Genomic DNA, 13,218 nt, shown 5'->3' with positions numbered 1-13,218 from the left:
GGAACACCAAGAATAAGGAATGGGGTTGAATGAGCGCACGAAAGCTGTTCTATCTAGGTCCGCAAGGCACCTTCACCCATCAGGCCGCAGTCAATGCATCGCAGGCACTGGCCCATCTTGAGCCGGAAGGATTCGAATTGGTGGCTGCGGATGACGTACCGCAAATCCTTGATGCCGCGCAGCGGGGCGAAGGATGGGGCGTCGTGGCATGGGAAAACAACGTCGAAGGTTACGTGGTGCCGAATCTGGACGCGCTCATCGACGCCAAAGATCTAGTCGGATTTGCGCGAGTGGGCGTCGACGTAACTTTCGACGCATATGTGCGTGCGGGATCCAATCCGGAAGACGCCACCGTGGCTACCGCACACGCGCATGGTCTCGCGCAATGCAAACGTTTCATCGCGGAACACCATTTGGAACCGACTCCAGCGCCATCCAATGCTGCCGCATGTCGCGATATCAAAGCAAACGAAATAGCTTTCGGGCCAAGTATTTGCGGTGAACTCTACAATGTGACGCGCATCGGTACCGCCGTGCAGGATTATCAAGGCGCACAGACTGATTTTCTTGTGCTCGCACCACGCAAGGAAGCCGGAAAACTGTTGGAACAGCCTCGTTCGCAAGCTGATATGGAATACGAATCCGTGCTGACGCTTATTCCGCTTGTCACAGGTCCTGGCGTACTCGCGAACCTGCTGGACGTATTCCGCGATGCAGGCCTCAATATGACAAGTTTCATCTCGCGGCCAATCAAAGGACGCACAGGCACATACAGTTTTATCGCGACGCTCGATGCGGCGCCATGGGAGCAACGCTTCCATGGCGCGCTGGTCGAAATCGCCGAACACGGTGACTGGGCCAAAACTCTGGCCGTATACCCACGAAGAGAACGCCCCAATCCTCCAGTCACCTCATGGATGCTGCCGCAGGGAGGCGTACGGCTTGACGAACAGCATCTGCCAGATGATTGGCAGAACAGCGAAACGGTCGGAAAGGAGCTGATGTGGTGAAGCAGCGTATCGCAATCGTAGGCCTTGGTCTTATCGGAGGGTCACTGGCTCGCAGACTCGTTAATGCTGGCTGTGAAGTCATCGCATGGAACCATAACGATCGTCCATATGAAACTGCGAAAGCGGACGGCATACGATGTGTGTCCACACTGGCCGCGCTCGCCGACACAAAACCTGACGTGCTTGTGTTATGCAATCCGCTCAAGGCCATGCCGCAAATCCTGGGTGCGTTGAAGCCACTGATCGATACGGACATCACCACGCTCACCGATGTCGGCAGTGTCAAAGCAATGGTTCGGGAACAGGTTAAAGCCGTTGGATTGGAACATTGCTATGTGGGCGCGCATCCCATGGCAGGCAATGAGCTGTCCGGATGGGAATCGTCGGATCCGACGCTTTACGATGGCGCGCTCTGGGCCATCACCGTAGATGAAAACACCGAGTATCAGCGGTTCCGCGCCGTTGCGACAATGATTGTGGATCATTGTTCCAACCGACTCATCGTTCTTGACGATGCGACCCACGATCGTTGCGCGGCACTGATTTCCCACATGCCACACGTCATTTCCACAGCTATGATCAACGAGCTGGTGGCCAATCCCAACCGGAACATCGCAGCCGCGCTCGCCGCTGGTTCATGGCGGGACATGACTCGTGTTGCGCTAACCGATCCAAACCGTACCCGTGCAATGGTGGAAGAGGACGCCGCCAATGTCGAAGCGTTGCTGCGTAATATGGCCAATCGGTTGACGCTTATGGCCAACGTGCTGCACGGCATGACCACGCAACAGGGCTCGCCCACTGCCGGTGACGACAAGGAGATGGCGCGTTTCTTCATACAAGGGCAGCCATTCCGTGAATACAAGGTTCTCGCCAAAGAACCTGACTTCGAAGAACGTTGCGAAACGGTCGAACTGGCAATTCCCGAAACCGGATGGCAGCAGATGCTTCTGGAGTCGGCGCGTAGGGGAGAGCATATCGTGCGATTCGACGGTTACCGTCAAGCTATGGCACAGGTGCGTTCCGCAGTGTGACGCGCTATGGGCGCGGCCGTGTCATGGAACGTTCCGGAACCGGTTTGACAGTGACGATGGTGTCGGCGGGAATGCTGACACGTTGCTCTGGGCGTGAACCGTTGGCTGCCGCATCGCGCGTCATTTCCAATGTCTGCCCGTCCCAAGAACGTACGTGACCGACATAATCGCGGAATTTCATGCGCTGGTCCTTTGGATCGACACCTTCGCAGGTGCGCACCACAATGCGTGCACCTGCTGGAATTTCGTTTGGAATCGGCATAATCTCCCCTTCGAATAGACGATCATCGACGGATTCGCTGAGCGAACGCTACTGGACAGCATAGTTGGTCTCCTTTCAAGTTGTGCCGGTATTTCGGTTTCTATCGGAGAATGGACACATAATGGAAAGAAATTCATGGATTCGGGCTTGCTGTTGAGCTCGGGAAAGGCTGATCGGCATGCTGTTCGATAAGAGCGTAGAGGCATTCGATACATATCTGAAAGCCAACCGTGGATTGAGTGAAAACACACGGAAGGCATACCGAGGCGATGTCGAAGAATGTCTGCTTGCCTTGGAGCGGCTTAGATGCAGGGATCTTAACGAGGTGACCATCGAAGATCTTCGCATGTGGATGGCGGAATCATCGAAAAACCATGCGAAAAGCAGCATGGCCCGAAAAACTGTGGCTGTACGTGGTTTTTTCGCGTGGACGCATGAGCATGGCGTGACGACGACGGATCCGGCTTGTGCGCTCATGACCCCGAAAATACCTGATACGTTGCCGGATGTGCTCAGCGAATCACAGGCTGAACAGCTGATGGAACGCGTGGATGAGGACGGTGAAACGTCTCAGCCGAAGGAACGGACCATGAAGCAGCAGGCCATTGAGCTGCGTGACGCCGCAATGCTGGAACTGTTGTATGCAACGGGCATGCGTGTGGCTGAACTGGTGGGACTTGATGTGCCGGATGTGGTCTTTTCCAATCGAACGGTCAAAGTGACCGGCAAAGGCAACAAACAACGAGTCATGCCATTTGGCGCTCCGGCGCAAAAAGCGATACGTCGGTGGCTGGATGATGGGCGTCCCCTGTTGGTGGGGGAGCAGTCCGCGGCTGCGCTGTTTCTTGGGAGACAAGGCAAACGCATTGATCAGCGGATGGTACGTCGTGTGGTGCACGAATGCGCGCGTGATGCCGGCGTTCCCGACATTAGCCCTCATGCTCTGCGGCACAGTGCCGCCACGCATATGCTTGACGGGGGAGCGGATTTGCGTGAGGTGCAGGAGCTCTTGGGACATTCCTCGCTGAAGACCACGCAACGGTACACGCATGTCTCCATCGAACAATTGAAAGCCCGATACGGTCAGGCATTTCCTCGTGCGTAGTCGCGGTCCATGGATATTTCGTTACATTCCTGTAACAGAAATTGGTGTTTCTTCTTGATTTAGGGTGTATTACCTAGATGAAGCTGGTACGGGGAAACAATACCGACCGGTAATCCGAATAATGAGGGAAAACATAATGAATATAAGGAAAGCAAGGTGTTTGCCGTTGCGGCGGCGGCCTGTGTGCTTGGCATGATGCTGGGCGGCTGTGGGTCTTCCACGTCTGGGAACGCGACTGAAGGATCGAATGTCATTACGGCATTTGACTCCGAACCGCAGAATGGCTTGATTCCGGGCAACACCAATGAAACCGGCGGTGGCCGTCCTATCGATCTGCTGTTCGCTGGGTTGGTGTCTTTCGATAAGGATGGCAAGGCCCAGAATGAAGTGGCTGAGTCCATTACCGCCAATGATGACGCCACCCAGTACGACATCAAGCTCAAGGATGGTTGGAAGTTCACCGATGGCACCGATGTGACCGCCGAGTCCTTCACCAAGGCTTGGAGCTATACGGCTAATGCGAAGAACGCGCAGCTGTGCTCTTCCTTCTTCTCCACCATCAAGGGCTATGACGCGCTGCAGGACACCGACAACCTCAAGGGTGACGAGCAGCTTGAAGGTCTGAAGATCGTCAACGATCACGAGTTCACCGTCGACCTGAGCCAGTCGGATTCCGCGTTCGCCACCAAGCTGGGTTATTCGGGATTCTATCCGATGCCGGAATCCTTCTACAAGGATCCGAAGGCCTTCGGAGAGTCGCCGGTTTCCGATGGTCCGTACAAGTTCGATTCCTGGGACCATGACAAGGAAATCAAGCTGGTCAAGAATCCCGATTACAAAGGCAATCGCAAGGTGAATAACGACGGTGTGACGTTCAAGATCTACACGGATGCCAACGCGGCCTATGCCGATGTTCAGGCCGGCAACCTTGATGTGATGGATACGGTGCCGTCCGCCGACAGCAAGACCTTCGAATTCGATTCCTCCGTGGTGCCATACAACAAGGTCGGTTCCGTGATTCAGACGTTCACCATTCCGTCGGACCTTGAACATTGGAAGACATCCACCGAAGAAGGACAGTTGCGCCGACAGGCGTTGTCCATGGCCATCGACCGTCAGGCCATCTGCGACAAGGTACTGAATGGTTTGGGAACTCCAGCGGTCGAATTCACGTCTCCGAAGACTCCGGGCTACTCCGATTCGCTCAAGGGCAACGAGAATCTGAAGTACAACAAAAAGAAGGCCAAGGAACTCTGGGAGAAGGCCAACGCCATCAGCCCGTGGACTTCCGACGACAAGCTTACGTTCTCCTATAATGCAGACGGCGGAGCCAAGCCGATCTTTGAAGCCGTGGTGAACTCCGTGAAGAACACGCTCGATATCGACGTGACCACTAACCCGGTGCCGACCTTCCAGGAATTCCGAAACGACGTTACCGGCCGCAAGATGACCGGCGCGTTCCGTACCGGTTGGCAGCCGGATTATCCGTCTCCTGAAAACTACCTGTACCAGCTGTATTCCTCTGACGCTGCTGATGGCAATGGTTCCAACGATGGCGATTACAAGAATTCGGAGTTCGATGACCTGTGCTCCAAGGCTGCTGCCGCACAGACCACCGACGAGGCCAATAAGCTGTACCAGCAGGCTCAGGAGATTCTGTTGAACGATCTGCCTGCCATCCCGCTGTATTACTCCAATGCCAATGGCGTTGCCGCATCCGGAGTGAAGAACTTCGTCATGAACTGGCAGAACGTTCCGGTGTATAACGAGATTTTGAAGAGCTGACTTATTCTTCGGATACATTGTTCGACATGACGGCGGAAAACGTATGTTTTCCGCCGTCATGTCGTCAAGGAAGGTGTGCGTTTTTTGGGTTGCATGGAAAGGTTGTCCGTCAATTGAGCAAGAATAGTGCACTATCGCCAAACAGAGATGCGTCGGTGAGTAGGTCGGCTCGTTTCCGTTTGTGGGATGATAATCCCGATGTGATATCGAATAGGAGAATGATTATATGAAGAAGAAAGCACTGGCTTTCGCTGCCGCCGCGTGCGCTTTTGGCATGCTGCTGAGCGGCTGTGGCTCTTCCAACGGCAGCGACACCGCCGCTGAAGGTGCCAACATCATCACCGCATACAATTCCGAACCGCAGCACCCGCTCATCCCGGGCAACACCAACGAGACCGGTGGTGGCAAGCCGGTTGATCTGCTGTTCTCCCGTCTGATTTCCTTCGACGCCAAAGGCAATGCTTCCAACGAAGTGGCTGAGTCCATTACCGCCAACGATGACGCCACCCAGTACGACATCAAGCTCAAGGATGGCTGGAAGTTCACCGATGGCACCGATGTGACCGCCGAGTCCTTCACCAAGGCTTGGAGCTACGTGGCCAACGCCAAGAACGGTATGGTCGGCTCATCCTTCTTCTCCACCATCAAGGGCTATGACGCGCTGCAGGACACCGACAACCTCAAGGGTGACGAGCAGCTTGAAGGTCTGAAGATCGTCAACGATCACGAGTTCACCGTCGACCTGAACAAGTCTGATTCCGTGTTCGCCATCAAGGTGGGCTATTCCGCATTCGCTCCGCTGCCGGAATCCTTCTACGATGACACGGATGCCTTCGGTGAGGCTCCAGTCGGCAACGGTCCGTACAAGTTCCAGTCCTGGGATCACGACAACGAGATCGTGCTCGTGAAGAACCCTGACTACAAGGGCAACCGAACCCCGAAGAACGACGGTGTGACCTTCAAGGTCTACACCAAGGATGACGCAGCCTACGCCGACATCCAGTCCGGCGCCCTCGATGTGATGGAATCCGTGCCGGCCTCCGCCACCAAGACCTTCGAAACCGATGAGACCGTGCAGGCCTACAACAAGGCCGGTTCCGTCATCCAGCAGTTCACCATTCCGTCCAGCCTGAAGCACTTCGAAGCTGGTACCGAAGAAGGCACCCTGCGTCGTCAAGCCATCTCCATGGCCATCAACCGTGAGAACATCTGCGACAAGGTGCTCAACGGCACCGGCACTCCGGCCGTTGACTTTACCTCTCCGCTGACCCCGGGCTACTCTGATTCCCTCAAGGGCGTCGGCAACCTGAAGTACAACGAGAAGAAGGCCAAGGAACTCTGGGAGAAGGCCAATGCTATCAGCCCGTGGACTTCCGATGACAAGCTCACCTTCGCTTACAACGCTGACGGTGGCCACGAGACCACCTACACCGCTGTGGTGAACTCCATCAACAACACGCTTGGTTCCGAAGTGGCTGCCACCAACCCGTACCCGACTTTCAACGATTACCGTACCGCCGTGTCCGATCGCAAGGTTCAGGGTGCATTCCGTAGCGGCTGGCAGCCGGATTATCCGTCCGCCGAAAACTACCTGGTGGCCAATTACGCTTCCGCCGCTGCTGATGGCAATGGTTCCAACGATGGCGATTACAAGAATTCGGAGTTCGATGACCTGTGCTCCAAGGCTGCTGCCGCGCAGACCACCGATGAGGCCAATAAGCTGTACCAGCAGGCTCAGGAAGTGCTGCTCAACGATCTCCCGGCCGTTCCGCTGTACTACGCCAACGCCTACGGTGTGGCTGCTACCGGCGTTTCCGGTTTCGAAATGAACTGGCAGAACCTGCCGGTCTACGAGAACATGACCAAGTCCGGCAAGTGAGCCGATCTTCGTGAGTGAATCTCGCTGAGCCAATTGCAGGAAGGGGCGGATCATATCCGTTCCTTCCTTTCCATGTAATACGCACCGTTTCAGGGTGACATCAGTGTGGCCAAGAGGCGTCAGGGGGTAGATGCCGGTAGCCAAGCATTTTTCCCAGCTGATTCCCATGAAACTGCAATATAAAGCAGTTTGTTGTGTGTTGCCACAAAACTTGCGGGGTAAATCGTTAACCTTCCCCGATGATTATGAGTAATAATCTGAAAAAGGTTGACAATGAATAAGCAAAAAAGGAGAAACCAATGGGCAGATATCTTCTGCGACGCATTCTGCAGATGATCCCTGTGGTTCTCGGCACGACGCTTTTGGTGTACGCCCTGGTGTTCGCGTTGCCGGGCGACCCGGTTAAGGCGATGTTTGGCGATAAGCCGGTCAATGAGGCCGTCGCCGCACAGATTCGTGCCGAATACAATCTGGATAAACCGTTCATCGTGCAGTATTTGCTGTTCCTGAAAAATGCGCTGACTCTTGACTTCGGCAAGACTTTCTCCGGTCAGCTGGTCATCGACCAGATCGGACGTGCATTCCCGGTCACCATCAAGCTTGCGCTGATGGCTTTCGTGTTCGAAGCCGTGTTCGGCGTGATCTTCGGCGCGATTTCCGGCCTGAACAAGGGCAAGTGGTGCGATACCGTGATCCTGATTATCTCTCTGTTGCTCATCTCCGTACCGACCTTCGTCACGGGCTTCCTTGCCCAGTATTTCTTAGGCGTGAAGTTGCGTCTGCTTCCAGTTACGGCCGGTGCCAATCCAGGATTCATCGACCTGCTGATGCCAGCAATGGTGCTTGGATCTGTGTCTATGGCATATATCATCCGATTGAGTCGTTCGGAGATTTCTTCCAATATCGCGCTTGACTATGTGCGCACCGCACGTGCCAAAGGCATGGACAACAGGTCGGTCATGAATCGTCACGTTTTGCGTAACTCCATGATTCCTGTCGTCACTTACCTTGGTCAGGATCTTGGCGCACTGATGGGCGGTGCCATGATTTCCGAAACCATCTTCAACGTGCATGGCATTGGTTACCTGACTTATCAAAGCATTCTCAAGGGTGAAGGCAATCTGGTGGTGTCCATTGTGACTCTGCTTATGCTGATCTTCGCAGTGTGCAACCTGCTGGTCGATATGCTCTATGCGGCGCTTGATCCGCGAATCCGCTACGCGTGAGTTGGGAGGATTGAACAATGACTGATATGAACGAGACGAATCTTTCTCACACGCTTCCGGGACAGGAACGATATGTTGCTCCTCTCGAGGAGACGCCGCTTAAGGACGTTGACTCGGTAGATGAGTCCGCACCGGCTTCAAGCCTTTGGGCTGACGCATGGCGTACCCTGCGCAAGAACCCGATGTTCATCATTTCCGCTGTGCTTATTGTGTTCATTATCTTCGTGGCGCTGTTCCCAGGAGTGATGACCAAGCAGAATCCGAACTACTGCACGCTTGAGAACTCCTTGGAACCGGCTTCGAAGGGACATCCTTTCGGATTCGATCTGCAAGGCTGCGATGTGTACTCCCGCGTGGTGCATGGTACTCGTACCTCGCTGAGCGTCGGCGTGTTCGCTACGGTGCTGGTGGTGCTGTTGGGTACGCTGATCGGTGCGTTGAGTGGTTTCTTCGGAGGCTGGGTCGACACCATTCTCAGCCGTTTGACCGATATTTTCCTGGCTTTGCCGATTTTGCTTGGTGCCATCGTGGTGCTGCAGATGTTCAAGACCAACGATTCCATTTGGAAGATTATTCTGGTCATGACGTTATTCGGCTGGACATCCGTTGCGCGAATTGCGCGAGGCGCTGTTATGGAAGCTAAGAATCTGGAGTTCAATACGGCTTCCACCGCACTTGGCTCCACGCCGTGGCGTAACCTGTTCCGCCACATTCTGCCGAATTCCTTGGCACCGATCATTGTGGTGGGCACAACGTCTCTGGCTACATACATCGTGTTGGAAGCAACCTTGAGCTTCCTTGGTGTGGGTCTGCCGACCACTACCGTCAGCTGGGGTGGCGACATCTCCAATGCGCAGTCCATTCTGCGTACCGATCCGATGGTGCTGTTCTACCCGTCCGCGGCACTTGCCATCACTGTGCTTGCCTTCATCATGATGGGTGACGCCGTGAAGGATGCGCTTGATCCGAAGAGCCGTACGTGAGTGTAAGTGAGGGATATTCGATGACTGAAATGAATACCGAAAACAAGCTCGAGGCCATGCAACGTGCCAACGGTCCGCTGCTGGAAGTCAAGAACCTCCAGGTCGACTTCACCACTGATGATGGCCAGCCGGTACATGCGGTTCGCAACTCCTCTTTCAGCGTATACCCGGGTCAGTGGGTGGCTATCGTTGGTGAGTCCGGCTCCGGCAAGTCCACGTCCGCTATGGCGGTGCTTGGTCTGCTTCCGGGCACAGGCCATGTGGTCGGAGGATCCATCAAGCTTGACGGCGAGGAAATCTCCGGTTACAAGCAGAGGGATTTCGACAAGTTGCGCGGCAACAAGATGGGTCTTGTCCCGCAGGATCCGATGAGCAACCTGAACCCGGTGTGGCGTATCGGTACCCAGGTGAAGGAGGCTCTGGCCGCCAACAATATGGATATCGCCCATGAGAAGCGTTCCTCGCTGTCGAAGGCTCTCGCCGATGCCGATGTCGAACTTAAAGGCAACGACGATGAAACTTTCCTTGGCTCCAAGGAGCTTCCTGAGCTGTTGTCCGCGGCGAAGGAAGCGCTGTCCAAGATCGGTAAGACCGGCGACGACTTCGACAAGACCGTGGCGTACTTCGAGTCGGAGTGGGTCCCAGGATCTGAAACGCGTTGGCGCGTGGCCGACGACCTGATCAAGGTCGGCGTGGCCGAGGATGACGCTTGGTACATCGCCAAGAAGTATGTAATCGGCTCCACCATGGATGACCGCATCGCAGGTCTTCTTTCTGAGGCTGGTCTGCCGGATGCCGCCACTCGTGCACGCCAGTATCCGCACGAGTTCTCCGGTGGTATGCGCCAGCGTGCGCTCATCGCCATCGGCTTGGCATGCCGTCCGGAACTGCTGATCGCTGACGAGCCGACCTCCGCGCTTGACGTGACCGTGCAGAAGAAGATTCTTGATCATCTCCAGATGCTCACCGATTCGTTGGGAACCGCAGTGCTGTTCATCACCCATGACTTGGGTTTGGCGGCTGAGCGTGCGCAGCACATCGTGGTTATGTACAAGGGGCAGGTCGTTGAATCCGGCCCGTCTCTGGAAGTGCTGCAGCATCCGCAGCATCCATACACCAAGCGACTGGTGGCGGCGGCGCCGTCGTTGGCCTCGCAGCGCATCATCTCCGTCAAGGAGCATGGTGGCGATGCCAGCGGCGTGATGGAACACAAGGTGAATGAAGATTCCCTGAAGTCCGGCGAATCCATCATCACGGTGGATCATCTGACACGCGAGTTCAAGCTGCCGCGCAAGAAGGAGATGTTCAAGGCCGTTGACGATGTGAGCTTTTCCGTCAAGAAGGGTACCACGCTGGCAATTGTGGGCGAGTCCGGTTCCGGCAAGTCCACGGTGGCCAACATGGTGCTGAAGCTGCTTGAACCGACCTCAGGCACCGTCACTTATGAAGGCAAGGACATTTCCGGCTTCCAAGGCAAGGAATTGCTTGACTTCCGCCGCCACGTGCAGCCGGTATTCCAGAATCCGTATGGCTCGCTTGACCCGATGTACTCCATTTACCGTTCCATCGAAGAACCACTGCGTATCCACGGCATTGGAGACAAGAAGAGTCGTGCTGCCCGCGTGCGTGAGTTGCTCGATATGGTGGAACTGCCGTGGTCCGTGCGTTTCCGCTACCCGAACGAGCTTTCCGGTGGTCAGCGTCAGCGCATCGCCATCGCACGAGCCATGGCTCTCGATCCGGACGTGATTGTCTGCGACGAGGCCGTATCCGCTTTGGACGTGCTGGTGCAGGATCAGGTGTTGCGATTGCTCAATGACCTGCAGACGGAAAAGGGCCTGAGCTACCTGTTCATCACCCACGATTTGGCGGTTGTGCGTCAGATCGCCGATGAGGTTGTGGTGATGCAGCACGGCAAGCTTGTGGAGCACGCCACCACTGACGAGGTCTTCGACCATCCGCAGAAGCAGTACACCCGTGATCTGCTTGGCGCCATCCCCGGCGGCAAGCTGCAGCTCGGTCTTGACTGATTTGATGCGATAACATCATCAAGATAAGCCTTCGGCATGTGCCGAGGGCTTTTCTTGTATGCAAGCTAGGCTAGAACGCTATGACGATCACTATCACGACTTCCAATGTGAACGGAATCCGAGCGGCAAAACGCAAAGGCATCGAGGAGTGGGCCGGACGCAACACACCTGACGTGTGGTGTATGCAGGAGGTGCGTGCCCCGCAAAACGAAATCGATCCTATTTTCGACGAATTCGGTTTCGAATACTCAACGGCGGGACGTATTTCCGATCAGAGCGAACTGCATCGTATGAACGAGATTTGCCGTATCAAGGGGCGTGCCGGCGTAGGTCTGTTGTCGGCATTGCCGGTTGTCGACAAACGATATGGATTGCCGGGACTTGAGGATGACGTCGATTCCGGCCGTTGGATCGAAGCGGACATGCAAACTCCACAAGGCTATGTCATTACCGTGGTTTGCGTGTATGTGCATGCGGGAAATACCGATGATCCGGAAAAAATGAAGCAGAAATACCGTTTCCTCGACACCATGCTGATACGCATGGAACAGTTGCGTGACGAGGCAGCACACGGCGGAAAACAAGCGGTGCTCTGCGGTGATTTCAACATCGCGCACACGCCGCTCGACATCAAAAACGCCAAAGCCAACGAAACGCATGCCGGATTCCTCCCCGAGGAGCGCGCATATGTCGACAAATGGTTGGGAGAACTGGAGTTTGTGGATGTGATGCGTAATCTCGCCGGAGACATCCAAGGACCGTACACATGGTGGAGCCAGCGCGGTCGTGCATTCGACAACAATGTCGGCTGGAGGATCGACTATCAGTTCGCAACACCGGAACTGGCGGAAACGGCCTGCGGATTCGTGATCGATAAGGCTCCGACCTACGACCTGCGCTGGTCCGATCATGCGCCGCTCAGCATTATGTATGACATTTAAGCCACTTTTTATCGTGAACAGACTGGGAATTGGAATATCACACCCCGATTCCCAGCCCATATTAAGCATAGGTGCTAGGCTATTCACGGTTGCAACTGTTATGAAATGAGGAACATCATGGGATTGTTTGGATTCGGTAAGAAGAAGCATCAGAGCAAGGAAGCTCTTGAAGCGGCCGCCGGAGAAAACGAAGAGGCTGTCGACGCAGCTGAAAACGTTGACGAAGCTCAGGAAGTCGTGGCGCTTCCGGAGCCTTCCGCTGAATACGAGGGCCGCGGTGACGAGCATGGTCCGTGGGATGTGGAAGATGAGAACGTTCCCGACTACGACGAGTACCTCGATATGGGATCATATTATCTGCCGTTCCTGAAGGGCATTGAATTGCGAGTGAAGGCCAACCGTGCCACCCAGCAGGTTCTTGGCACCACCATCACCTACGGTTCCTCCAGTGTGGAGATTGAGGCATTCGCGGCACCGAAGACGCTCGGATTGTGGGATGACGTTCGTGCCGACCTGATTGAAGCCAACAAGGACGCGAAGGAAGTCGAAGGCGTATTCGGCACCGAACTGGCATTGCCGGTTACCGTCAAAGGTGGACGCAAGGTGCTTACCCGCATCGTAGGCGTCGACGGTCCGCGTTGGATGTTGCGCGGCATCTTCTCAGGCAAGGCTGCCACCGATCCTGAGGGTGAGGAAGCAAAGGCATTGAACCAGTTCTTCGCTGATATTGTGGTGGAACGAGGCGATGATCCGTTGGCGCCACGCGACCTTATTCCCATGCATCCGCCGGTCGCTCCGGCCGAACGCAAGGCTGCGAAGGCAGCTGCGGAAGAGGCTGAGCAGAAGACTGAGATTCCCGGCAAACCGAAGGGTCCATTCGACTCCGACCAGCAGGTTGAGGTCAAGACCACGCTGTCTCGTGGACCGATGTTCTCCGAAGTGCGTTGAGCCGCTTGAACCGAT

Annotated in this window: 11 protein-coding genes; 10 read left to right on the top strand and 1 reads right to left on the bottom strand. The window is 55.4% G+C overall.

Annotated features, from left to right (window positions below; genetic code table 11):
* The first annotated feature begins 29 nt into the window (after positions 1 to 29).
* A complete protein-coding gene (locus tag BBPC_RS06220) occupies positions 30 to 1,010 on the top strand; it encodes a prephenate dehydratase domain-containing protein (protein ID WP_004220532.1) in 981 nt (326 codons plus the stop codon).
* On the top strand, positions 1,007 to 2,044 hold the full coding sequence (locus tag BBPC_RS06215; RefSeq protein WP_231857852.1) for a prephenate dehydrogenase: 1,038 nt from the start codon (positions 1,007 to 1,009) through the stop codon (positions 2,042 to 2,044). The genes BBPC_RS06220 and BBPC_RS06215 overlap by 4 nt, the downstream gene beginning before the upstream one ends.
* A gap of 4 nt (positions 2,045 to 2,048) precedes the next feature.
* Here BBPC_RS06215 and BBPC_RS06210 read toward each other — a convergent pair whose 3' ends face one another.
* On the bottom strand, positions 2,049 to 2,306 hold the full coding sequence (locus tag BBPC_RS06210; protein ID WP_004220530.1) for a DUF6725 family protein: 258 nt from the start codon (positions 2,304 to 2,306) through the stop codon (positions 2,049 to 2,051).
* A 178-nt stretch (positions 2,307 to 2,484) separates the two neighbouring features.
* On the opposite strand from BBPC_RS06210, the gene BBPC_RS06205 reads away from it, so the two are divergent.
* The 8 genes from BBPC_RS06205 (at position 2,485) to BBPC_RS06170 (ending at position 13,203) form a co-directional block, all read left to right on the top strand.
* Positions 2,485 to 3,411: a tyrosine recombinase XerC gene (locus BBPC_RS06205; protein WP_004220529.1), complete on the top strand. Its 927-nt coding sequence runs from the start codon at positions 2,485 to 2,487 to the stop codon at positions 3,409 to 3,411.
* Positions 3,412 to 3,603: 192 nt separating this feature from the next.
* Positions 3,604 to 5,196 carry a peptide ABC transporter substrate-binding protein gene (locus BBPC_RS06200; protein WP_047749755.1) on the top strand — a complete coding sequence of 531 codons (1,593 nt, stop codon included), beginning with the start codon at positions 3,604 to 3,606 and terminating at the stop codon, positions 5,194 to 5,196.
* A 226-nt stretch (positions 5,197 to 5,422) separates the two neighbouring features.
* On the top strand, positions 5,423 to 7,075 hold the full coding sequence (locus tag BBPC_RS06195) for a peptide ABC transporter substrate-binding protein (protein WP_004220523.1): 1,653 nt from the start codon (positions 5,423 to 5,425) through the stop codon (positions 7,073 to 7,075).
* 299 nt (positions 7,076 to 7,374) lie between these two features.
* On the top strand, positions 7,375 to 8,301 hold the full coding sequence (locus BBPC_RS06190) for an ABC transporter permease (RefSeq protein WP_004220521.1): 927 nt from the start codon (positions 7,375 to 7,377) through the stop codon (positions 8,299 to 8,301).
* A gap of 17 nt (positions 8,302 to 8,318) precedes the next feature.
* Positions 8,319 to 9,284 (top strand): ABC transporter permease, encoded by a 966-nt coding sequence (locus BBPC_RS06185; RefSeq protein ID WP_004220520.1) that lies wholly within the window; start codon positions 8,319 to 8,321, stop codon positions 9,282 to 9,284.
* A gap of 20 nt (positions 9,285 to 9,304) precedes the next feature.
* Entirely contained in the window at positions 9,305 to 11,314 is a 2,010-nt protein-coding gene (locus tag BBPC_RS06180; protein WP_004220518.1) for a dipeptide ABC transporter ATP-binding protein, read from the top strand.
* Positions 11,315 to 11,394: 80 nt separating this feature from the next.
* Positions 11,395 to 12,255 (top strand): exodeoxyribonuclease III, encoded by an 861-nt coding sequence (locus BBPC_RS06175; RefSeq protein ID WP_004220515.1) that lies wholly within the window; start codon positions 11,395 to 11,397, stop codon positions 12,253 to 12,255.
* 117 nt (positions 12,256 to 12,372) lie between these two features.
* The gene (locus tag BBPC_RS06170; RefSeq protein WP_022245426.1) at positions 12,373 to 13,203 is read left to right on the top strand and encodes a DUF3710 domain-containing protein; all 831 of its coding nucleotides are present in this window, start codon (positions 12,373 to 12,375) and stop codon (positions 13,201 to 13,203) included.
* Positions 13,204 to 13,218: the final 15 nt, after the last annotated feature.

The organism is Bifidobacterium pseudocatenulatum DSM 20438 = JCM 1200 = LMG 10505, assembly GCF_001025215.1.
Classification (GTDB): domain Bacteria; phylum Actinomycetota; class Actinomycetes; order Actinomycetales; family Bifidobacteriaceae; genus Bifidobacterium; species Bifidobacterium pseudocatenulatum.
This window is presented reverse-complemented; position numbering and strand designations above follow the sequence as displayed.

Coding starts and splice junctions, on each gene's coding strand:
- BBPC_RS06220 (WP_004220532.1), top strand. CDS start 30: ATGAGCGCACGAAAGCTGTTCTATCTAGGTCCGCAAGGCACCTTCACC.
- BBPC_RS06210 (WP_004220530.1), bottom strand. CDS start 2,306: ATGCCGATTCCAAACGAAATTCCAGCAGGTGCACGCATTGTGGTGCGC.
- BBPC_RS06205 (WP_004220529.1), top strand. CDS start 2,485: ATGCTGTTCGATAAGAGCGTAGAGGCATTCGATACATATCTGAAAGCC.
- BBPC_RS06200 (WP_047749755.1), top strand. CDS start 3,604: ATGATGCTGGGCGGCTGTGGGTCTTCCACGTCTGGGAACGCGACTGAA.
- BBPC_RS06195 (WP_004220523.1), top strand. CDS start 5,423: ATGAAGAAGAAAGCACTGGCTTTCGCTGCCGCCGCGTGCGCTTTTGGC.
- BBPC_RS06190 (WP_004220521.1), top strand. CDS start 7,375: ATGGGCAGATATCTTCTGCGACGCATTCTGCAGATGATCCCTGTGGTT.
- BBPC_RS06185 (WP_004220520.1), top strand. CDS start 8,319: ATGACTGATATGAACGAGACGAATCTTTCTCACACGCTTCCGGGACAG.
- BBPC_RS06180 (WP_004220518.1), top strand. CDS start 9,305: ATGACTGAAATGAATACCGAAAACAAGCTCGAGGCCATGCAACGTGCC.
- BBPC_RS06175 (WP_004220515.1), top strand. CDS start 11,395: ATGACGATCACTATCACGACTTCCAATGTGAACGGAATCCGAGCGGCA.
- BBPC_RS06170 (WP_022245426.1), top strand. CDS start 12,373: ATGGGATTGTTTGGATTCGGTAAGAAGAAGCATCAGAGCAAGGAAGCT.